This window comes from Pseudomonas sp. TWRC1-2, from assembly GCF_049896685.1.
Taxonomy (GTDB): Bacteria; Pseudomonadota; Gammaproteobacteria; order Pseudomonadales; family Pseudomonadaceae; genus Aquipseudomonas.
This window is the reverse complement of record NZ_JAFCUU010000001.1, coordinates 1-18,391: the sequence shown is the minus strand read 5'-3', so window position 1 is coordinate 18,391 and position 18,391 is coordinate 1. Positions and strand designations below refer to the sequence as shown.

The following is an 18,391-nucleotide window of genomic DNA, read 5'->3' as shown; positions in this document are numbered from 1 at the left end:
ACTCTCACAGGTTACCGAACCCGCAAAATCCGTTAGCTTCGCCAGTCGAGAGTCAATCATCGATTGGCTTACCCACTCGGCATGTGCGAAAGGATTCGTCCATGACGTTCCACGAAACCTCAAACCGCAACCCTTCGCCTATCAAGCCTAAAGGACGAAACCGCTTGGGCAACACCGCCCGCCTGCCTGCCGCGCTGGGCGTCGGCGTGCTCATGCTGTTAGGGATGGGCTGGATGCGGGGGTGTGTACAGGCGTGATGAACACCTGTGGCGAGGGCGCTTGCTCCCTCGCCACAGGGTTTTTGCAGGGTTTCAAGACCGCGTTTAGTTCACAGCTCGAAGGTAAAACACACCAACACTTGCCGGGCTTGCGACTCTCGGAAGTTTCCGACAAGGGTTTCAGGTTGTGGCTCGGATAGGGGCTGACTAACCTCTCGTCGTCGCTGCCAATTCAGCGACCGGATTTGACCGTCCGATTCCAAAAGAGCAAATGCGCTAACACCGATATTGGGCGTTTTTTTACGTCTGAGGTATCGTGTCGCGGCAGCTGTGCGCGGGATACCTTCGGGTATGCCGGTTTTGCTCCTTTTGGCCGGTCGGTCAACCCGCGTATAGCTGCCACCCTCTTTCGTTTGACCGCGAATCGTGGCAGTTCCATTTATAAAGGAGCTTCACCATGATTAAAGACAGCCCCAATCCCCCAGGCCTGCAAGACTTCGACACCAGCACCCTGCACGAAGTGGCCTACCGTGCGATCAATCACTACCTCAATCCCGGCAAACCCATCCCCGAACCCAGCGAAGGCCTCTTCACCGTGCGCGCCGACCTGGGCACCGAAACCTTGCTGGTCAACGCCTCCCAGGACCTGGCGTCCATCTGTGATATTGCCAACCATACGGCCTTTGAAATCGACGGTTCCCAACGCAATGTCGCGCTGGGTATCTGCCGGATGCTCGAAGGGGTGCAACTGCTGGTGGACAAGGCACTGAACGTGGCCCACCCACCAGCATAAAGATCGTTTCTATTCTTGGTGGGAGTATATTCTGCGGCGCTACTCATTACATTGCGCAAGGCCTGATACATTCCCATACAGCTAGAAGCGGAGCGTCTGGAGTAGCATTCCCACGCAGAGCGTGGGAATGAAATGAAAATTGCACGGTTGAGCGGCTTTGAAAAGCTACTTAATTAACCAGCTTTCTGTTGCTCCAAAAAAAATTGGACACGCAGATTCGGCATCTGCTGAAACCTGGTCATCGGGTGAGAGCAAAGCATATTTTTGACCAGCACCTTGTATAAACTTTAACGTCCCACACTCCCCGACATTAAAATCATAAACTGCTCGCACGCTAGAGCCTCTAGTACTGACGACCTTTACTAACTCTACACTTACACTCTTAACCTCTCCCTCTCTCCCAATACCAGAGAGAATATAAGAGCTGCCTTTCTCTTTTGTAATAGAACCTACCTTTCCCGAATTTTTAATACCGTCTGTTGCAAAACTGTTCAGACAGACGCCAGCCAGAAAAAGCACACCCATAAACTTTATATTCACAATATTCTTCCTTGATAAAACTCAGCATTAACCGGAGAAAAAACCATATAGCTAATACCAAGCAATATGGTCAACGCTGAAAAAGATATCAAAAAGCCATCAAATCGTCTAATTGATTTTGTTAGCTGCAAGGACAAAGTGTGTTGCCCCTCAAAACACCGACCACCCAATCCGCTCACTCAACAATTCCAACGCCTTCATCCCCGCCAGCGAATTGCCCGCCGCATTCAACTCCGGCGACCACACGCATACGGTGAACTGCCCCGGCACCACCGCGACAATCCCGCCACCTACCCCGCTCTTGCCCGGTAAACCCACGCGATAAGCAAAATTGCCCGCCTCGTCATACAGCCCGCTGGTGGCCATGATCGAGTTGACTTGCTTGGTCTGGCGCGCGGTCAGAATCTGCTCGCCGCTGTGGGCGCTCACGCCCTGGTTGGCGAGGAAACTGAAGGCCCTGGCCAAGTCCAGGCAGCTCATTTGCAATGCGCAGTAGTTGAAGTAGCTGTGCAGCACTGCGTCCACGTCGTTGTGGAAGTTGCCGAAGGCTTTCATCAGGTAGGCCATGGCCGCGTTGCGTGCACCGTGCTGCGCTTCGGACTCGGCGACAACGCTGTTGACCAAAATCTGCGGGTTGCCCGACAGGCGCCGCACGAAGTCGCGCATCGACAGGATCGGCACGGCGAAGCGCGATTGGTTGATGTCGCAGATCACCAGCGCGCCAGCGTTGATGAACGGGTTGCGCGGGCGGCCGCGTTCGAATTCCAGCTGCACCATGGAGTTGAACGGTTGCCCCGACGGTTCGTGGCCCAGGCGTTCCCAGATGGTTTCGCCGCCGTGGTCGATGGCCTGCACCAGGCTGAACACCTTGGAAATGCTCTGCACCGAAAACAGCGTGTCGGCGTCACCGGCGCAGTAGGCCGAGCCATCGTTGCCGTACACGGCGATACCGAGTTGATTGGCGGGCACATCGGCCAGTGCGGGGATGTAGTCGGCGACTTTGCCCTGGCCGATCAGTGGACGAACTTCGTCGAGGATCGACTCGAGCAACGCCTGCATGTCTTGTCCGGTCATTGTTTCTTTGAATCAGTGATAAGCGGGGCGCGCAGGATACCTGAAACGCGCCGCTCAGGTGACGCACTAGAGAACGTGAAGCCCGGCATCGTCGCGCAAATACATCAGCGACTCGTACTGGAACGACAGCAAGAAACAGGCATCACACCTCGCGGCCAGTTGCTCCATCAACACCCTTACATCAGCCAATGGATCGGCATCCTCGGGCGCTGGCCCTTTGATGCGCAGATAACCTCGGGTGGCCACTGTAAACGCCAGATCGTGCAGACCCTGTGCGCGAATAGCCGGATCCTCCACTTCATAGAAGCCACTCAGGAAAAGGCCCGACTCAAAACGGGCCTCTAGTGACTGTTCATTCTGGGCCAGCTCAACGCCGCCTACAGCATTTACCGCGTCGGCCAAATGCGCCATGGACATTCGCGTGTCAGCTTCAAGATGAATATCAAGCCCCATGGGGTGCAGCCTGCAACTTCGCACAGAGGCGCACAGCGTCGCTCTCGTCGGCATTTGCGTCGAGAAAGATCAAATCCTCAGACAGCCCCGAGGCCGATGAAATACCCACCACGAAATCACGCCTTGTTACGCCGGCCAAGGTCTTTATGAATAACACCAATTGGGTGATTTGAGCCCGGCCTGCATGGTGCAAAGGAAGATTGAGCCCGATAAACCAATCGCTCAGGTCATCAGGCGCCATGCCTGGGGCACGCTCGTGTACTTGATTTACCAGCACAGCGGAAAATGGCGCCCAGTCGAGGGTCAATGTGCGAAAGGCGTCGACCAATACGGGCTCAATGGTTTCGTTGTCAGCACCATCGACGTAACAATAAAGCGTCTGCATGTTGTGCATCCCGGGTCTGCGAGTGGCGAGTCTAACGCGATCGCGGCGGATGCGGATCAATCCGGTTGGCCAGCAGGTTTTTCACGTTGTCGAAAATCTGCGTGCTCAGGTCGTTTTCCAACAGGGTGACATAGCGTTTCCATCAGGTGTGCATGGGTCACTTCCGGGTAGGGATCGCTCGCCAATCAAAGTAGTCCAATAGCCCGTACACTGCACCGCTGCGCTTACTCCACGAGGACTTTTGCATGAAATTGATGATTGGCTTGGCCGCCCTGTTGCTGGTATCGGCCTGCTCGACCCACTCGCCCACCGCTGCACCGGCGCAGGACTCTGCCGCATCCACGTGCCTGGCGGGCGGTGGCACGATGAGGCAGGTCGGCAAGTTGCAGAGCTGGAAGTGCATCACGCCGTACAAGGATGCGGGCAAGGCTTGCACGGATTCGAGCCAATGCCAGGGTGAGTGCCAGACCAGTGTGACCACGCAATCGGGCAACGGCCCGGTAGCAGGTACGTGCCAGGTGGACAACAGTCACTTCGGCTGCTCGGCGACGGTGGAGAAAGGCAAGCTGGGCCGGGCAATTTGTGTGGATTGATGGGCGCCGCCGAAACAATGTGGGAGCGGGCTTGCCTGCGATGAGGGCGTGTCAGCCGGCATCGATGTTGCTTAGCCAACGCTATCGCAGGCAAGCCAGCTCCCACAGTTGTTACCGGGTACACGTCGAAAGTGAGCGACGTTGGAGACTGGCTCGTTCAGCACCGTTGGCCGAGTACTGTGCCTGAACCAAAGGGCGCTACCGAAATAATGTGGGAGCGGGCTTGCTCGCGAAGGCGGAGTGTCAGTCACTGCATGTGTAGCTGACCCACCGCATTCGCGAGCAAGCCCGCTCCCACAGTTTTACCGCGTACACGTCGAAAGTGAGCGACGTTGGAGACTGGCTCATTCAGCACCGTTGGCCGAGTGCTGTGCCTGAACCAAAGGACGTCACCGAAATAATGTGGGAGCGGGCTTGCTCGCGAAAGCGGAGTGTCAGTCACTGCATGTGTAGCTGACCCACCGCATTCGCGAGCAAGCCCGCTCCCACAGTTTTACCGAGTACACGTCAAAAGTGCGCCACGTCGGATATCTGCTCATCGAGCAGATCCCGCGCCAGCGCCCATGCCTGGTCCCTGGACTCTACTACTAGCAGCGGGTAGCCCCAGGCTTTGCCGAACATTACGGCAAATGGCTTGAGGGCCAGGCGTTGGGCGGCACTGGGTTCTACCTGGATCATGCCTTTGACGAAAGTGCGCAGCGCCTGTTTGTTTTTCTTCATCCAGATCGAGGCTTGCTTGCGCTGCTCGTGGGAGTGCTCGTGGTTGTTTTCGTCCACGGATTTTTCGTGCAGCAGCAAGAACGCCTGCTCTCTGGCCAACAGCCCTTCAAAGGCCACAAAGGCATCTTCCGGGCCGCCTTCGTTGGGCGCGTCGAAGACGATTTTCACCACGGGGAACGTTGTACTGTCGAGTCGCATGGCACAGCTCCTGAATGAGAGTGGATCTCACTATAGTGACAACGCCACTGGACGGCATTGCACAAAATAGCCAGACTGTTTCGCAATTCAGCCAAGCTGCGAACTCACCATGAAGCACCATCGCCTCGATCTGCATCATCCCTCGATGTCCAAGGATGCTGACGTGTTGCCGCGTGCGGTGGTGGCCGTGCGTGCCAGTAGCACCAGCGAACGCTGGGAGCACACGCCGCATTCGCATCGCAAGGGCCAACTGATGTACACCCTGCGCGGGGTGATTCACTGTCAGATCGAGGCCGGTATCTGGATCGTGCCGCCCCAATGCGCGCTGTGGATTCCCGGTGGCCTGCCGCACGCCGCGAGGGGTTCAGGTGAGGCCGAGGTCTATTGCCTGTTGATCGACCCCGACGTCAGCGGCGCCCTGCCCGCGCAATGCTGCACCCTGGCCGTGTCGGGCCTGTTGCATGAGTTGATCGGCAAGGCGGTGAGTTTCCCGCAGCTGTATGACGAAGACGGCGCCCAGGGGCGTTTGATCAACACGCTGCTCGATGAACTGGCCCAAGCACCGGTCGAAGCCCTGCATTTGCCCATGCCCCAGGACCTGAGGCTGCGACGCCTGGCGGAAAGTTTGCTGGCCGACCCCAGCGACAAGGCTACCCTCAGCCAATGGGCCGTGCGCATCGGCATGAGCGAACGCAGCATGACGCGCTTGCTGTTGGAGGAGCTGGGCCTTAGTTTCGGTCGCTGGCGCAGGCAGTTGCATGTGATCCTGTCCCTGCAGCGCCTGGCCAAGGGTGAAAGCGTGCAGCGCGTGGCGCTGGACCTGGGCTATGAAAACGCCAGCGGTTTTATCACCATGTTCCGCAAGGCGGTGGGCCAGCCGCCGGCCCGTTACCTGGCGGACCGCGCCGGGGCGTCGAGCCCCACGCCGGCGGCCATTTCGATGCACCCGGGCGCATGATCAGCGCTGCACCGGGACCCGGATATCCCCGCTGCGGCACTGAGTCTTCACGCTTGCGGGGCAACCGGCAAAGCGCAGTTCCTTGGTCAGGCACACGCGCACTTCGGACAACACCTTGCCCTTGCAGATCACGGCCATGCCATGGTCGCCCATGGCCGGGTTGCTCTGGCGAAACAGCTGTTCGATGTCGCGCGCTTCCAGGTAATTGGGCACATTGAACGGCTGCAATTGCTGCGGGATCTGCACTGTCGCCAGCGCCGCATCCGTCGCGTCCAGATAGCGCGACGCATCCAGGCCGCTGCACGTGCCGTGCTTGGACCATTCATGCTTAAGCAGCGTGCGCGTGGGGAATATCAAAGCGCCCTTGGCCAGCTCCTGCGCCGACAATCGCGATTGCGGGTCACACGACGCCGGCCAACCGCCTTTCGCGTATTGCGGCCATAGCCCATGCAAGACAAACCCATAGCCCTTGCCGGAGCATTGTTGGTTGTCCGGGTGCGTGAGGCAAAACGTCGGCGACCACGACAGTGACAGCAGGTAAAAATCAAAATCCCCCGCGGGCCGCTGCTCGCGTGGCGCCGCTTGCACCATCAGGCTGGCCAGCACCAGCCACAGCGCTATCCAGGCTGTCTTGTAGTTCATCCATCTGTTCCTTGAAAAAATAAGCGCCACGCACCGCAGGACAGTTACTCGGGGCGGTTGGGATTGCGCTGCAGTACCTTATCCAGAACCCGATCGGTCTTCAGCGCCTCGATCGCGAGCGAAGGATGCTCGGCCTCGCCACGAATGTGCGCGTTCATCGCCAGCACATGGTGCCACTGGATATGCGCATGGCAAGGCACTTCGAGCACTTCGTCGACTTCACCTTCAAGGCGCAATGGCTGGTCTTCGAACACGGCAAAGGTGATGCGGCCCCGGCTGCCGATCAGCTCGACACGGTCTTCGCGGCGGTCCGCGACAAAGTTCCAGCAGCCCATGCCCAGCGCGCCGGAACCGAAGGTCCAGCAGGCCGTCACGGCATCTTCGGCGGCATATTCCCCGGCTTGTCGGGCGGTAAACCCGGTGACTTCGACGATATCGCCGGCCAGAAACTGAAACAGGTCAAACCCGTGGCTGGCGAGGTCAGCAAAGTAGCCGCCACCGGCAACAGCCGGGTCGGTACGCCAATTGGTGGCGCTGGCGTCCGCGGCGGACGGTGGTTTGCTCAAGGTCCAGATCACTTGGCGCAATTCACCGATGCGCCCGTCCCGCAGCCAGTCACGCACCTGCTGAAAGCGCGGGAGCGAGCGGCGGTAGTACGAAACAAACAAGTGCAACCCGGCGCGTTCGAAGGTGCGCTGCATCAACGCGCTTTGCTCGGCGTTGAGGGCCATGGGTTTCTCGACACAGCAATGTTTGCCGGCCGCCGCCACCATCAGGCTGTATTCGAGGTGGCTGTCGGGCGGTGTCGCGATGTACACCGCGTCCACTTCAGGGTCGTCGATCAGGGCCTGGGCGTCGGTATAGAAGCGCGCAATGCCGTGGCGTGCCGCATAATCGCGCACCGCCTCCTCGCGACGCCCCATCACGGCCACCAGCGCAGAACCTGGCGCTTTGTAGAAAGCGGGTCCACTCTTCAATTCAGTGACACTGCCACAACCGATCATGCCCCAACGTACGGTAGTCATCTGTTCTCCTCGTCGGTTTTCATCAATCGGTCAGTATCCACATCCCCACCCGTGCGCGCCATAAGCACTTAGCATGACAATTGCATTACACTTTTGTGACACTCATCCCGCTGCGGGGGCACACACGATGAAAATAAGGGCCACGGTCATTTGCGAACACGAGGGGCATATCCTCTTCGTGCGCAAGGCCAGATCGAAATGGGCATTGCCCGGCGGCAAGGTCGAGCGTGATGAGCGCCCGGTTGGCGCGGCCGAACGCGAGCTGGAGGAAGAAACCGGGCTGAACGTGGACGGCTTGCTGTATTTGCAGGAATTGAAGGCTCGCGACACCGTGCACCATGTGTTCGAAGCCTCAGTGGTGAATATCGCCGACGCGCGGCCGTGCAACGAGATCGTCGATTGTCGCTGGCACGCCTATGGCGCCCTGGACGAACTGGACACCACCGACGCCACCCGCCACATCGTCAAATCCTTCCTACGCCGCTTGTAATTCCGCGCTCTGCCCCCTGTCCGGCACACCTCACTTCACCACGCCATTCGCTTTCTGCCGTTCGACAAAGGATTTGACGAACGCGGCAGCGGCTGCATTCGCCACCAGAACCGCGCGAGAACCGCCAAACCGCGCAGATTCGAAAGATGGGCCTGTTAGCCTGGGAGCCTTGCGCGGTCAAAAATGTGGGAGCGGGCTTGCTCGCGAAGGCGGTGTGTCAGTCAATGGATTCGTACCTGATCCACCGCCTTCGCGGGCAAGCCCGCTCCCACATTGGGTTTACCTACAATCAGGTAGATCGCAACACGCCGCTGTACAGCGAAGAAGTGCTTTTGTGGTAGCCACTCGCGCCCCCCAGGAAAACCCAAAGGCTTGTTTCTTTTCAGCAGCCGGCATATGCAACTCTCGAAGGTGATCGTGAGTGCATAACAGCTCAAGAGCGCGGTTTATTCCCCGCTACCTGGGGAAGTTTCTCGCGGCTTTTGGCCTGCCCGCGCTGGTATAACGCTTCGACCAGTTTCTGCCGTTCATCCTGGGGCAGATTGCTCGCGAACTGCGCCAGGGTGGTGTCCACCAAGGCCCGCAGCGCTGCGTCGGCCTCACGCGCCTTGGCCAGTTCCGTCACCAGCACTTCGCGATCGAGGGTCGGTGCTTCCAGCTGCTTGATCACGCCCAGCCGCGCTTCGCGACCGGCCATGATCAGCGGTTGGCTGTCGGCACGGTTCTGACGCAGTAACTGGCGCAACTCCTTGCGCCGCTCTGCCGGCAATTTGATCATCGCCTGGCGCAAACCGTGCTGGTTGACCACGGCCTCAGCAGGCTGGGGTGTAGCCATCCAGTGGTAGAGGCCGCCACCCACGCCGCCGATCAAAAACACGTTGAGCAGCACCGAGACAAGCAACCACGGTTTAAGGGATTGTGGGGTCATTGCTCAGTTTCCTCGGCGTTGACGGTGAAGACGACGTCGGCATCGCCCTGATCGAAGACGCTGGGCAGCACTTCGGATGACAGCATCGGCAGCGGCACGCTCAGCGACGCCACCAGCACCCCGGCGGCGATGCCGGCAATGCCCACGCCCACCAGGCCGGCGGGCGACAGCCAGTTGGCGTAACGCGACCAGAACGACGCCCGTCGCGGCGCAGACTCACGGATCTGGCGTGCCAGCGACGGGTCGGCGAATGCCAACTGATGGCTGTCCAACTGCCCATCCAGCCAGCTGGCCTCACGCAATGCCTCACGGGCGTGGACATTGCCGCTGTCGAGCAGCGCCTGGGCGGGCGCCTGTTCAGCCAGAGGCCAGCGGTGCAGGCTGGCCCCGTAGGCGTCAGCCAGGTGCGCAAATCGTTCAGGTGTCATGATTTTCCCCTTCCTGGGCGGGCGAGCCCGGGTGTGTCGGCAAGGTGACTGCGCAACTGGCGTCGGGCCCGCGACAGCAGGCTCTCCAGTGCCTCGACGCTGATGTTCATCAGGGCCGCGGCGTCGATATTCGACAGCTCCTGGTAGTACTGCAACACAATGGCTTCGCGCTGACGCTCGGGCAAGGTCGCCAAGGCGGCGGCCATCCTTGCGCTGCGATCGGCCGTTTCCAACTGCTCATCCGGGGACGGCGCGCTGTCAGCCAGCTCGAGCACCTCGTCTTCGTTCAACGGGCGCTCCTTGCGCCGACGCAAACGGTCGTGGCACAGGTTGAGTGCCACGCGGTGCAGCCAAGTGTCGAAACGCGCTTCGCCAGGCCGCCAGTTGGCCGCCTGACGCCAGATACGCAGGAAACTTTCCTGGGCCACGTCCTTGGCCTCGTCGGCATCCCCGAGGATCCGACTGGCGAGCGCGAGCAAACGCGGAAGCTTGCGCGTCACCATTTCGTTGACGGCGGCGGGCTCGTTGTTGCTGATACGCGCCAGTAGCTCAACGTCCGGATCAGTGTCTTTCAATCGGGTGGTTCTCGATGCACTGGCTAAGGTTCAGGGTTCAGCGGATCCAATGGCCTTCGCGCCAGTACCAGTTCGGGCCACGGGATTCCCAGTGCCCAGGCTCCCAACGGGCGTTGCGCACCACGTGCTGCCAGTGGCCCGGCACCCAGGCATACGCGCCGTGCGTCCATTGCCAGTGGCCACGGTCCCAGACAAAGCCTGGGCGTTCGGCGGGAATCACCTCAACGCGCTCCGCCGGTGGCGCCTGGCGGATGATCACTTCGGTTTGGGCAAAGGTGGGGGTGCTGACAAGCGCGGCAAACGCCAGCGGGACCAGCAAGGCATAGCGCAATTTGGCCAGTGGATTCATGGCAACTCCTTCATACGGCGAACGAAAATGTTTGCTGCTGATGGGTTGAACGGCGGGGTAGGAAAAATCCGTCGCGAGAAATACGACATTTTTCTCGACGGTGGTTAAGGCGAGTATTACTCAGGGGTTGGCGGCGCTTGATGAAATGTTTGAAAGCATGACGACGGATTTGTGCAGGTGGCGGCGTTCAAGGTGTAACGCAATGCACACCATGAGGAAATAACCATGTCTCGTCGCCTGACCATGCTTGTCGCCGCCCTGCTGATCGCCAGCCTCAGCGGCTGTGTGATCCTGCCAGAACACCGGCATTGCTGCTGGCGCTACTACGGCGCTGTGTCCACGCCCAGCAGCACCGTCAATAGCTAACCGACTGCCGCAAAGCCACGACGCCCGGCTTTGAGCTCGGTGCGCAGTTCGCCAATCAGGTTTGCGATGGAACGGACGCTGTCCAGACCTTGGGGCGACACCCGGGTCAGCAACAGGTCGACACGCCCGGACGCCGGTTCAAATACGCTGATGCGCAGCGAACCGTCGCTGTTGAGGCTGCATTCACACACAAGCGGCAGGAAGCCCGAGGCCATGATGCGGTTGAGTTCGGTGATCGACATCATGACAAGCCCCCGTCCTTGGGTTCTACCCTGTAGGTGCATTGCATCCAGCATAGATATGCTTTTGCCGAGCACTGAACAATTAATTCAAAAGTGATACCTGCGCCGCATTTTGCCCTGTGGACGCTGGCGCCCTGGCGCCAAAAACCCAGCATGCGACCTCTCGTCCGCTGCGTTGGCAAGCGCTTGACTCTGCACGGCGTTCACAAGACGCTCTTGGCTCTTTGCCATCATCCAGAGCCGTCCGCCATGAGCATCGATCCCCCAAAACTGCCCGACAGTGATGTGTACAAAACGCTGCTGGAATCGACCAAGGCTATTCCCTGGCGCATCGATTGGCAGACCATGACGTTCAGTTACATCGGCCCGCAGATCGAAGCGCTGCTGGGCTGGACCCCGCAAAGCTGGGTCAGCGTGGACGACTGGGTCGAGCGCATGCACCCGGATGACCGTGAATACGTGGTGAACTTCTGCGTATCGCAATCGCGCGCCGGCGTTGACCACGAGGCCGATTACCGCGCGCTGACGGCAAGCGGTGACTACGTGTGGATTCGCGATGTGGTGCATGTGGTGCGCAACGGCGATGAGGTTGAAGCGTTGATCGGCTTCATGTTCGATATCAGCGAGCGCAAGAAGACCGAAGAACACTTGATTCGCCTGCAAAAACAACTGGAGGAATATTCCTTCCAGGACGGCCTCACCGGCATTGCCAACCGCCGCATGTTCGACACCGTGCTGGAACGCGAATGGGCCAGTGCACAGCGCAGCCAGTTGCCGCTGTCGTTGATCATCCTCGATATTGATTTTTTCAAGCAGTACAACGACCACTACGGCCACATCAAAGGCGACGAAGCCTTGCGCCAGGTAGCGCGCACCTTGTCGCTGGCGGCTAATCGGCCACGGGATTTCATTGCACGGATCGGCGGCGAGGAGTTTGTGTGGCTGCTGCCGGAGACTGACGCGGCGTCGGCCAGGCAAGTGGCGCGGCGCTGCCTGCACCTGATCTGCCAACAACAGATCGAACATGGCTTTTCAGCGGTTTCCAAGCTGCTGACCCTGAGCCTGGGCGTTGGTACGCACCTGGTGATGCCCAACAGCAACCTGCTCGGGTTTGTCGAGTCAGTCGATAAGTTGCTGTACAAGGCCAAACATAACGGGCGTATGCGGGCAGAGTTTGCCGACGGTGAAGTTTGACGCCGACGTCAAATTGCGGGCAAAAAAAATCCCAAGTAGCTGATGGAAACTTGGGATTTAAAATTGCATAAACCGTGGGAGGTGAACGCCCGGCTATAGTAACGATTGTAAAAACCTGTAACAAGAGAATTTTAATCCTTTCGTCGGATTGAAAACGCCGTAAGTCATTCAATAACCACACATTTTTTAAGGAGGACGAGGTTATAAATGCCACTTTTTGGTGCAAGTTACGCTTATATATCCTTATATTAAAAAAGGGTATGGATCACAGGGGGGCGACACTGTTGGACGATTGCCCGTTTAACTGCTGGCATGTATCGCGAAGTTCCAGACTGTTGGACGACGCCGCACTGGCGACACGCTCCACTTGCCTGCAAAGCGCCAAACGCTCGGCCGCCTCGACCCGCTCCCGGTCGACCTGGGCATTGAGCCGCATGAAATAGCCACCCAGTAACACCGCGACGCACAGCACTCCGATCGCAAAGTAGCGAAAGCCGTAGGACGCTGGGGGTTCTGTCGGGTTCATGACACTAAGGCACCCTGCTCTTCTCGTATCGGACGTCGTCGCCCTCTAGCCGATCAACCATCGACCAGCCCAACCGCTGGTAAAACCCGTTGGCACGGATTTCATCGCGGCCATCGGTGATCAAAAACAACCGCTCATGCTGTTCAAACAGTGCTGCTTCAGCCACCGCCATCAAGCGGCGACCCAAGCCTTGGCCTTCGTAGCCGGGCAGTACGAACATCGCAAACACCTCACCTGCGGCCCGGTCGACCATGGAAAAGGCGGCGGGCCGGCCCTCCACCTCGGCGATCCACACACAGGGCGCTGCACGAATGCTGTCCGCCAGCACCTGCGGGGTAATCCCCAGCGCGGTCATCTGTTCGCGGCTCAAATGGTTTTGCACCACCGAGGTGCGGATAGCGAAGAGCGTGTCGATATCGTCCGGCGTCGCCACGCGTATCAGTATTTGCATACGGACCTCCTGTTGAAGGGCGCAATTGTATGCACATAGAAACATAAGCATTGTCGCGGATTTGTAAAAAGCCCAGCCGGCAGGTGTATAGGGGCGGTGTCGAGCCCTACAGGCATACACCCGCTTTAACTACACGGCATGCGCCTGCTGCTGACGACGATACTGCCCGGGCGCCATGCCATGCGCCTTGCGGAAGCAGCGCGAAAAGTACGCCTCATCGGTAAACCCGCAGCGCTGGGCGATCACGCCGATCATTTGCGCGCTGTTGAGCAACAAGGTGCGCGCCAATTGCATGCGGCGATCCAGCACCAGTTGCGAAAAGGGTTTGCCGGTTTCCTTGCGCAACAAATGGGTGAGGTAGTTGGGCGAGAGGAAGGCAGCGGCGGCAGCCTCCGTCAGGTTGAGGGTTGGCTCGTGCAGATGCTCGCGAATGTAGCCCTGCACCCGCGCCAGAGCGTCCTTGCGCCCGCGCCGGGTCGCGTTAGTGGCGGCAAATGCCTGCAGCGGTTCGGCGTACTGCTCACAGACCAGACCGATCAGTTGGAAGAGATAGCCTTTTAACCGCTCACGGGCGCCGAAGGTGCGCTGGGCGTCCAAGTCGCGCATGTGCGCGAGCCAGGTTTTGACTTCGTCGAAGGCCGCATCGTCGAGGATGAAATCCAGCTGCTCCTGAAAGCGAAACGGCGACAGCTCCGGCGCTTGGCCGATGGGAATGTCTTCCAGGTCCAGCGGGTCGCAGGTCAGCTGCGGCAGGAAAAACGCCTGACTGAAGTTGATCAGCATGAACTCGCCGTCTTCGGGGTGGGGAATTACATGCAGGCGATGGGGCAGGATAAACGCCAGCGCCTTGTGCGGAAACGGCCGCACCGCGCCGCCGATATGCTGAACGGTGTCGCCGCCCAGGTTGATCTGGATCTGGAAGTATTCATGCCGATGCGGGCTGGTCAGCGCCGCCCGCCCGCGCTTGTCGCGGATATAAAAGTCGGGGCGGTCGCTGCGTTGTTCCATGCCATAGGTGGTGACGCGGGTGCCTGGCATAACGAAATCTCGGGTGGCCTGGGCCCCACTGTAGCCTCAACCCTCGCCGAGGGTGAAGCTCAGCTCGCCAACGCCGTCGATGCCGGCAGTAACCACATCGCCCGGCTGCAGCGCGCCCACACCGGCAGGGGTGCCGGTAAAGATCAGGTCGCCGGCCTTGAGTGCGACGGATTGCGAGGCATAGCTGATCACTTCACTGACCGACCAGATCAAGTCGGCCAGGTCGCCAACCTGGCGCTGTTCGCCATTGACCTTCAGCCAGATTTTGCCGGTAGATGGGTGCCCCACCGCACTCACGGGTTGCAACGCGGTGCTGGGCGCCGACTCATCAAAGGCTTTGGCCCATTCCCACGGACGCGCGAGCTTTTTCGCCTGGGCCTGCAGGTCGCGGCGGGTCAGGTCGATGCCGACGCCGTAACCCCAGATGTGGGAAAAGGCATCCTCGGGAGTGATGTTTACTCCGCCTTTTGCGATGGCCACCACCAGCTCCACTTCATGGTGAAGATCAGCGGTCAGCGGCGGATAGGCAATCACGCCCTCGGCCGGCACCACCGCGTCAGCCGGTTTCATGAAGAAGAACGGCGGCTCGCGATCCGGATCATGCCCCATCTCGCGGGCATGTTCGCTGTAGTTGCGGCCCACACAGAACACGCGGCGCAGCGGAAAACGCGCCGCACTGCCGTGAATGGCCAGGGATGGGGTGGGTTCAGGGGTAATTACATAATCAGTCATGGCCTGCGCCTCTTGGTTTGCCTGGCGCCAGTATGACGAGGCGTGCCAGGGCAAAGTTGGACAGGCTGACGCAGATTTTGCACTGGCCGGTGCAGGTTAACCGGTTATTTGCGTGCCACCTTATAGCGCAGGCAATCCTGATAAAAGCTCTGACGAATCGCCTCGGGCTTGAGCCGGGAACGGCTGTCGTAAGTCTGCTCGGTGATGCCCATGGCCATCATGCGCATCCACGATTTGTTGAACTTGATCGTCTGGATCTTTTGCCGCGCGGCGTACAGCGAGACACCCGACAGCTTGAGTTCCTGAGCCCTGGCCGCCGTGCCGGCGCCCCAGCTGCACATGTACTTGTCACCCTCGCGCAGCTCCCTTGCCTGCACGGCAGCCGCGCCGCCCGCAAATGAGCAGGCGATCAGCATAATTCCAACAGTGCGCATGTGTTTCCTCACCTAACCACCTGAAAATAAAAGTGATTCTGGCGAGAATTTTGTTACAAAGGGGCCATTAAATTGCCTTATCTGCCTTTCACCATTGATAGGTCGCGCTCGCCTGCACCGTGCGCTGCGAGCCATACCAGCACCACGAATAGGAATAGCAGGACGCCACGTATTCCTTGTTCGCCAGGTTCGTTGCGTTCAGCGCCAGGCGCAGGTTGTCCTTGGGGTTGGCGATATTCGGGATGTCGTAGTGCACCGCCGCATCAACCAAGGTATAGCCCGGCACCTTCAGGGTATTGGCGGTATCGCCCCAGGACGAACCGACATAGCGTGCCCCCGCGCCAACGCCAAAGCCCTTGAGTTGACCGTCGTGGAAGGTGTAATCGGCCCACGCCGAGGCGGTGTGGCGCGGTACACCGTAGGTGGTGGTGCCCTCAACCGGAATCGCCGGGCCTATACCTTTATCCGTGAGTGGCGCGTACTGCACGGTGCTGTTGGACTTGCTGGCGCGGTTATCCAGGTAGGCGTAGGCGGCGGTGATGTCCAGGTTATCGTTAAGGCTGGCCTTACCTTCCAGCTCGAAACCACGCGACTGTTGTTCGCCATCCTGGATGCTGCAGCGGCCGTTGCCACACAGATGGCTCGGGTCCGGATCCAGGGTCGGCACGTTGCTCTGGCGCAGGTCGAAAATCGCCGCGGTGATAAAGCTGTTGCTGCCCGGCGGCTGGTACTTGATGCCGATTTCATACTGCTTGCCTTCGGTCGGTTTGAACACCGAACCGCCGTAACCGGTGCCCGATTGCGGGTTGAACGACTCCGCATAGCTGGCGTACGGCGCCAGGCCATTATCGAACAGATAGACCACACCGACGCGGCCGGTAAACGCCTTGCTGTCCAGCGACGACTTGCTCTTGGCGCCGGTCTGGAGGGTTTTGGTGGTGCTGTCGGTGCTGGCCCAGTCATAACGACCGCCGAGCAACAGCACCCATTTATCCCACTTCATTTGCTCCTGCAGGTACGCCCCGGTCTGCTCGCTGCGCGACGTGGCGTCGGTGGCGAATGCCGGCGTGACCACGGGCGCGCCGTAGACCGGGTCGAAGATGTCCAGGTCCGGCCCCTTGCCGTAACCGGCCTTGGTGTCGGTGCTGGTGTTCTGGTAGTCGAGGCCCATCAACAGCGTGTGCTGCAGCGGCCCGGTGTCGAATTTGGCCTGCACCTGGTTGTCGAGGGTGTAGGCGTCCATGTCGACATCAGTGGCGATGGTCGAGCGGTTGGAGGTGCGGTAATCGGCCTGCAGGTTGCTGTTGTAAATACTGCGGTAGATGCCTTCGGCGCGCAGGTAACGCGCGTTCTGGCGCACGGTCCAGGCATCGTTGAAGTGATGCTCGAAGGCGTAGCCGACGGAGTAGTACTCGCGGTCGCTCTTCTCGAAGTTTTTCTCGCCGTCGTAGAAATCCACGTCGATCTTGCGCCCGGTGGGGCTGCGCAACACCGAGCCCCAAGCGGGAATAGAACCGTAGGACGCACCTTTGGGGTCCTTCTGGAAATGCCCGAGCAGGGTCAGCGAGGTGTCCTCGTCCGGGCGCCAGGTGAAGGCGCTGGACAGCGACTGGCGACGGGTTTCGGTGTGTTCGACTTGGCCATCGGCATCATCGAACAACCCCGCCACCCGGTAGGAATACACGCCCTGCTCGTCCATCGGTCCACTGAGGTCGAAGGTGGTGCGCTTCTTATTGAACGTGCCGTACTCGACGCCGACTTCATGAAACGGCGTGTCCAACGGACGCTTGGTGACCATGTTGATCACCCCACTCGGCGTGCCCTGCCCGTACAGCACCGACGCCGGGCCGCGCAGCACCTCGACGCGCTCCAGGTCAAAGGCATCTTTTTGCGGCAAGGCGTCACGGCTCGACGGCATGCGCAAGCCATCGAGGTAGGTGGCCGGGGCGAAGCCGCGGATGGTCAACTGGTCGAGGCGCGACGCCGTGGCGCCACGGGTTTCCGGGACCACGGCGGCGCTGTAGCGCAAGATCTGGTTAAGGCTTTCGGCGTTCTGCGCGCGCATCTGGTCCTTGGTGACCACGGAGATCGACTGCGGGGTTTCGATCAGCGCGGTGTCGGTCTTGGTGCCCGACAGGCTGCGAGTGGCCACATAACCGATCACCGGCCCAGTGGGGCTTTCACTCTGGTAGGCACCGCTGATGGTGGTGGCCTGTAGCTCCATGGCGCCGCCGTTCTCCGGGATGGCTTCCAGGCGGTAGCGTTCGGCGGAGATCTTCAGCGCCTGCAAGCCGCTGCCGGCGAGCAGTTGGGTGAGTGCCACGTCGGTGTCGTATTGCCCACTCAAGCCGTTGCTGTGCTTGCCGCGCGTCAAGCTTGCATCGAATGCCAGTACCAGGCCCGCCTGCTCGGCCAGGCTATTGAGCGCTTGGCTCAGGTCGCCGGCGGGAATCGAGAAACGGCGCGACGCGCTGCTGCTTTCATCAGCGAAGGAAGACTGGATCGTCAGCAACGGCACGGCGGCGAAGGCAAACGCCACTGACAGGGCCAGTGGATGCAAGGGACGAGCAAGGCGCGACATGGGAAATCCTGCGTAATAGAGGTTCTATTAACCATGACGGCCATGTCCGGAAATCGGGCAAGGATGAGAGTGGTTTTTATTTGCTGAGGTTTTACGCAATGAGCTTGATCGCTTTTTTGTGTAGGCCTTCAGGCTAGTTCTTGGCGGTTTTTACCCGCTTAAAGTCGTCCCTTTCTGATTTTCTCAGCCGTTCATCCAGGCGCTTTTTCCTGCGGCATGCTCCGACGCCTTGCCCTTTTGCCGAGACGTCACGGATGACCCACGCCGCCCACATTGCCTTTATCGAACATGAGCTCAATGGCTTCCATCAGAGCTTGGCGGAGTATCGCCAGCAGATGGGCGCCTGGTATGCGCGGGCGCTGGATTCGGTCAGCCATGCAGCGGACATGCCGTCGTTGCTGGGGATGGACAGGGTATTGCGGGTGGGGGATTCGCAACGTTCCTTCAGCATTTCCGAT

The 18,391-nt window shown here is 59.7% G+C and carries 25 protein-coding genes and 1 pseudogene; 8 read left to right on the top strand and 18 right to left on the bottom strand.

Annotation, left to right across the window (positions count from 1 at the left end; genetic code table 11):
* Nucleotides 1–101 precede the first annotated feature (101 nt).
* Together ACP7B3_RS00130 and ACP7B3_RS00125 are read left to right on the top strand one after the other, a co-directional pair.
* A complete protein-coding gene (locus tag ACP7B3_RS00130; protein ID WP_426177090.1) occupies nucleotides 102–257 on the top strand; it encodes a hypothetical protein in 156 nt (51 codons plus the stop codon).
* Between the two features lie 418 nt (nucleotides 258–675).
* Entirely contained in the window at nucleotides 676–1,011 is a 336-nt protein-coding gene (locus tag ACP7B3_RS00125) for a DUF6124 family protein (protein WP_426177088.1), read from the top strand.
* Between the two features lie 165 nt (nucleotides 1,012–1,176).
* On the opposite strand, the gene ACP7B3_RS00120 is transcribed toward ACP7B3_RS00125, so the two are convergent.
* From ACP7B3_RS00120 to ACP7B3_RS00105, 4 genes are all read right to left on the bottom strand, one after another.
* Nucleotides 1,177–1,551 carry a hypothetical protein gene (locus ACP7B3_RS00120; RefSeq protein WP_416363684.1) on the bottom strand — a complete coding sequence of 125 codons (375 nt, stop codon included), beginning with the start codon at nucleotides 1,549–1,551 and terminating at the stop codon, nucleotides 1,177–1,179.
* A gap of 150 nt (nucleotides 1,552–1,701) precedes the next feature.
* A complete protein-coding gene (gene glsB / locus ACP7B3_RS00115) occupies nucleotides 1,702–2,610 on the bottom strand; it encodes a glutaminase B (protein WP_145164673.1) in 909 nt (302 codons plus the stop codon).
* A gap of 81 nt (nucleotides 2,611–2,691) precedes the next feature.
* Entirely contained in the window at nucleotides 2,692–3,078 is a 387-nt protein-coding gene (locus tag ACP7B3_RS00110; RefSeq protein WP_426177086.1) for a hypothetical protein, read from the bottom strand.
* A complete protein-coding gene (locus ACP7B3_RS00105; protein ID WP_426177084.1) occupies nucleotides 3,068–3,463 on the bottom strand; it encodes a hypothetical protein in 396 nt (131 codons plus the stop codon). The genes ACP7B3_RS00110 and ACP7B3_RS00105 overlap by 11 nt, the downstream gene beginning before the upstream one ends.
* A 245-nt stretch (nucleotides 3,464–3,708) precedes the next feature.
* Here ACP7B3_RS00105 and ACP7B3_RS00100 point away from each other — a divergent pair, with 245 nt between their 5' ends.
* Nucleotides 3,709–4,056: a hypothetical protein gene (locus ACP7B3_RS00100; protein ID WP_145164548.1), complete on the top strand. Its 348-nt coding sequence runs from the start codon at nucleotides 3,709–3,711 to the stop codon at nucleotides 4,054–4,056.
* A gap of 507 nt (nucleotides 4,057–4,563) precedes the next feature.
* On the opposite strand, the gene ACP7B3_RS00095 is transcribed toward ACP7B3_RS00100, so the two are convergent.
* Nucleotides 4,564–4,974 (bottom strand): hypothetical protein, encoded by a 411-nt coding sequence (locus ACP7B3_RS00095; RefSeq protein WP_426177082.1) that lies wholly within the window; start codon nucleotides 4,972–4,974, stop codon nucleotides 4,564–4,566.
* 109 nt (nucleotides 4,975–5,083) lie between these two features.
* Between ACP7B3_RS00095 and ACP7B3_RS00090 the strand changes: the two genes are divergently transcribed.
* A complete protein-coding gene (locus ACP7B3_RS00090; protein WP_426177080.1) occupies nucleotides 5,084–5,932 on the top strand; it encodes an AraC family transcriptional regulator in 849 nt (282 codons plus the stop codon).
* On the opposite strand, the gene ACP7B3_RS00085 is transcribed toward ACP7B3_RS00090, so the two are convergent.
* Nucleotides 5,933–6,574 carry a ribonuclease T2 gene (locus tag ACP7B3_RS00085; RefSeq protein WP_242197432.1) on the bottom strand — a complete coding sequence of 214 codons (642 nt, stop codon included), beginning with the start codon at nucleotides 6,572–6,574 and terminating at the stop codon, nucleotides 5,933–5,935.
* A gap of 44 nt (nucleotides 6,575–6,618) precedes the next feature.
* Nucleotides 6,619–7,599 (bottom strand): Gfo/Idh/MocA family protein, encoded by a 981-nt coding sequence (locus tag ACP7B3_RS00080; protein ID WP_242197435.1) that lies wholly within the window; start codon nucleotides 7,597–7,599, stop codon nucleotides 6,619–6,621.
* 127 nt (nucleotides 7,600–7,726) lie between these two features.
* Between ACP7B3_RS00080 and ACP7B3_RS00075 the strand changes: the two genes are divergently transcribed.
* Nucleotides 7,727–8,089 (top strand): NUDIX hydrolase, encoded by a 363-nt coding sequence (locus tag ACP7B3_RS00075; RefSeq protein WP_145164559.1) that lies wholly within the window; start codon nucleotides 7,727–7,729, stop codon nucleotides 8,087–8,089.
* A gap of 433 nt (nucleotides 8,090–8,522) precedes the next feature.
* Here ACP7B3_RS00075 and ACP7B3_RS00070 read toward each other — a convergent pair whose 3' ends face one another.
* The 4 genes and pseudogenes from ACP7B3_RS00070 to ACP7B3_RS00055 all read right to left on the bottom strand — a co-directional run bounded on the left by ACP7B3_RS00070 (nucleotide 8,523) and on the right by ACP7B3_RS00055 (nucleotide 10,369).
* Nucleotides 8,523–9,017: a periplasmic heavy metal sensor gene (locus ACP7B3_RS00070; protein ID WP_242197438.1), complete on the bottom strand. Its 495-nt coding sequence runs from the start codon at nucleotides 9,015–9,017 to the stop codon at nucleotides 8,523–8,525.
* Entirely contained in the window at nucleotides 9,014–9,445 is a 432-nt protein-coding gene (locus ACP7B3_RS00065; protein WP_242197441.1) for a hypothetical protein, read from the bottom strand. Before ACP7B3_RS00065 ends, ACP7B3_RS00070 begins: the two co-directional genes overlap by 4 nt.
* Nucleotides 9,442–10,023: pseudogene (locus ACP7B3_RS00060) on the bottom strand (RNA polymerase sigma factor); the annotation flags it as partial. The gene ACP7B3_RS00065 and the pseudogene ACP7B3_RS00060, both read right to left, overlap by 4 nt.
* Nucleotides 10,024–10,057: 34 nt before the next feature.
* Nucleotides 10,058–10,369 carry a YXWGXW repeat-containing protein gene (locus tag ACP7B3_RS00055; protein ID WP_242197447.1) on the bottom strand — a complete coding sequence of 104 codons (312 nt, stop codon included), beginning with the start codon at nucleotides 10,367–10,369 and terminating at the stop codon, nucleotides 10,058–10,060.
* Between the two features lie 225 nt (nucleotides 10,370–10,594).
* Between ACP7B3_RS00055 and ACP7B3_RS00050 the strand changes: the two genes are divergently transcribed.
* Nucleotides 10,595–10,735, top strand: coding sequence for a hypothetical protein (locus ACP7B3_RS00050; RefSeq protein WP_178119734.1), 141 nt, complete (start codon nucleotides 10,595–10,597; stop codon nucleotides 10,733–10,735).
* Here the strand turns inward: ACP7B3_RS00050 and ACP7B3_RS00045 are convergent.
* The gene (locus ACP7B3_RS00045) at nucleotides 10,732–10,980 is read right to left on the bottom strand and encodes a DUF1652 domain-containing protein (protein WP_145164569.1); all 249 of its coding nucleotides are present in this window, start codon (nucleotides 10,978–10,980) and stop codon (nucleotides 10,732–10,734) included. The genes ACP7B3_RS00050 and ACP7B3_RS00045 overlap by 4 nt on opposite strands.
* 246 nt (nucleotides 10,981–11,226) lie before the next feature.
* On the opposite strand from ACP7B3_RS00045, the gene ACP7B3_RS00040 reads away from it, so the two are divergent.
* On the top strand, nucleotides 11,227–12,171 hold the full coding sequence (locus tag ACP7B3_RS00040; protein ID WP_426177075.1) for a GGDEF domain-containing protein: 945 nt from the start codon (nucleotides 11,227–11,229) through the stop codon (nucleotides 12,169–12,171).
* 265 nt (nucleotides 12,172–12,436) lie between these two features.
* On the opposite strand, the gene ACP7B3_RS00035 is transcribed toward ACP7B3_RS00040, so the two are convergent.
* The 6 genes from ACP7B3_RS00035 to ACP7B3_RS00010 form a co-directional block, all read right to left on the bottom strand.
* Complete coding sequence (locus ACP7B3_RS00035; RefSeq protein WP_242197453.1) at nucleotides 12,437–12,697, bottom strand: hypothetical protein; 261 nt, start codon at nucleotides 12,695–12,697, stop codon at nucleotides 12,437–12,439.
* Between the two features lie 4 nt (nucleotides 12,698–12,701).
* Nucleotides 12,702–13,148, bottom strand: coding sequence for a GNAT family N-acetyltransferase (locus ACP7B3_RS00030; protein WP_242197456.1), 447 nt, complete (start codon nucleotides 13,146–13,148; stop codon nucleotides 12,702–12,704).
* Between the two features lie 129 nt (nucleotides 13,149–13,277).
* Nucleotides 13,278–14,186, bottom strand: a complete 909-nt coding sequence (locus ACP7B3_RS00025; RefSeq protein WP_426177072.1) for a helix-turn-helix transcriptional regulator — start codon at nucleotides 14,184–14,186, stop codon at nucleotides 13,278–13,280.
* 36 nt (nucleotides 14,187–14,222) lie between these two features.
* The gene (locus ACP7B3_RS00020) at nucleotides 14,223–14,918 is read right to left on the bottom strand and encodes a fumarylacetoacetate hydrolase family protein (protein ID WP_369303458.1); all 696 of its coding nucleotides are present in this window, start codon (nucleotides 14,916–14,918) and stop codon (nucleotides 14,223–14,225) included.
* A gap of 104 nt (nucleotides 14,919–15,022) precedes the next feature.
* Complete coding sequence (locus ACP7B3_RS00015) at nucleotides 15,023–15,352, bottom strand: hypothetical protein (RefSeq protein ID WP_426177070.1); 330 nt, start codon at nucleotides 15,350–15,352, stop codon at nucleotides 15,023–15,025.
* Between the two features lie 88 nt (nucleotides 15,353–15,440).
* Entirely contained in the window at nucleotides 15,441–17,933 is a 2,493-nt protein-coding gene (locus ACP7B3_RS00010; RefSeq protein WP_426177068.1) for a TonB-dependent siderophore receptor, read from the bottom strand.
* A gap of 254 nt (nucleotides 17,934–18,187) precedes the next feature.
* Here ACP7B3_RS00010 and ACP7B3_RS00005 point away from each other — a divergent pair.
* Nucleotides 18,188–18,391, top strand: a 204-nt coding sequence (locus ACP7B3_RS00005; protein WP_426177066.1) for a hypothetical protein, incomplete at its 3' end; no start/stop codon positions are given.

Coding starts and splice junctions, on each gene's coding strand:
- ACP7B3_RS00030 (WP_242197456.1), bottom strand. CDS start 13,148: ATGCAAATACTGATACGCGTGGCGACGCCGGACGATATCGACACGCTC.
- ACP7B3_RS00105 (WP_426177084.1), bottom strand. CDS start 3,463: ATGCAGACGCTTTATTGTTACGTCGATGGTGCTGACAACGAAACCATT.
- ACP7B3_RS00010 (WP_426177068.1), bottom strand. CDS start 17,933: ATGTCGCGCCTTGCTCGTCCCTTGCATCCACTGGCCCTGTCAGTGGCG.
- ACP7B3_RS00040 (WP_426177075.1), top strand. CDS start 11,227: ATGAGCATCGATCCCCCAAAACTGCCCGACAGTGATGTGTACAAAACG.
- ACP7B3_RS00130 (WP_426177090.1), top strand. CDS start 102: ATGACGTTCCACGAAACCTCAAACCGCAACCCTTCGCCTATCAAGCCT.
- ACP7B3_RS00045 (WP_145164569.1), bottom strand. CDS start 10,980: ATGATGTCGATCACCGAACTCAACCGCATCATGGCCTCGGGCTTCCTG.
- ACP7B3_RS00095 (WP_426177082.1), bottom strand. CDS start 4,974: ATGCGACTCGACAGTACAACGTTCCCCGTGGTGAAAATCGTCTTCGAC.
- glsB (WP_145164673.1), bottom strand. CDS start 2,610: ATGCAGGCGTTGCTCGAGTCGATCCTCGACGAAGTTCGTCCACTGATC.
- ACP7B3_RS00065 (WP_242197441.1), bottom strand. CDS start 9,445: ATGACACCTGAACGATTTGCGCACCTGGCTGACGCCTACGGGGCCAGC.
- ACP7B3_RS00050 (WP_178119734.1), top strand. CDS start 10,595: ATGTCTCGTCGCCTGACCATGCTTGTCGCCGCCCTGCTGATCGCCAGC.
- ACP7B3_RS00035 (WP_242197453.1), bottom strand. CDS start 12,697: ATGAACCCGACAGAACCCCCAGCGTCCTACGGCTTTCGCTACTTTGCG.
- ACP7B3_RS00085 (WP_242197432.1), bottom strand. CDS start 6,574: ATGAACTACAAGACAGCCTGGATAGCGCTGTGGCTGGTGCTGGCCAGC.
- ACP7B3_RS00100 (WP_145164548.1), top strand. CDS start 3,709: ATGAAATTGATGATTGGCTTGGCCGCCCTGTTGCTGGTATCGGCCTGC.
- ACP7B3_RS00090 (WP_426177080.1), top strand. CDS start 5,084: ATGAAGCACCATCGCCTCGATCTGCATCATCCCTCGATGTCCAAGGAT.
- ACP7B3_RS00080 (WP_242197435.1), bottom strand. CDS start 7,599: ATGACTACCGTACGTTGGGGCATGATCGGTTGTGGCAGTGTCACTGAA.
- ACP7B3_RS00125 (WP_426177088.1), top strand. CDS start 676: ATGATTAAAGACAGCCCCAATCCCCCAGGCCTGCAAGACTTCGACACC.
- ACP7B3_RS00020 (WP_369303458.1), bottom strand. CDS start 14,918: ATGACTGATTATGTAATTACCCCTGAACCCACCCCATCCCTGGCCATT.
- ACP7B3_RS00110 (WP_426177086.1), bottom strand. CDS start 3,078: ATGGGGCTTGATATTCATCTTGAAGCTGACACGCGAATGTCCATGGCG.
- ACP7B3_RS00015 (WP_426177070.1), bottom strand. CDS start 15,352: ATGCGCACTGTTGGAATTATGCTGATCGCCTGCTCATTTGCGGGCGGC.
- ACP7B3_RS00075 (WP_145164559.1), top strand. CDS start 7,727: ATGAAAATAAGGGCCACGGTCATTTGCGAACACGAGGGGCATATCCTC.
- ACP7B3_RS00025 (WP_426177072.1), bottom strand. CDS start 14,186: ATGCCAGGCACCCGCGTCACCACCTATGGCATGGAACAACGCAGCGAC.
- ACP7B3_RS00070 (WP_242197438.1), bottom strand. CDS start 9,017: ATGACCCCACAATCCCTTAAACCGTGGTTGCTTGTCTCGGTGCTGCTC.
- ACP7B3_RS00055 (WP_242197447.1), bottom strand. CDS start 10,369: ATGAATCCACTGGCCAAATTGCGCTATGCCTTGCTGGTCCCGCTGGCG.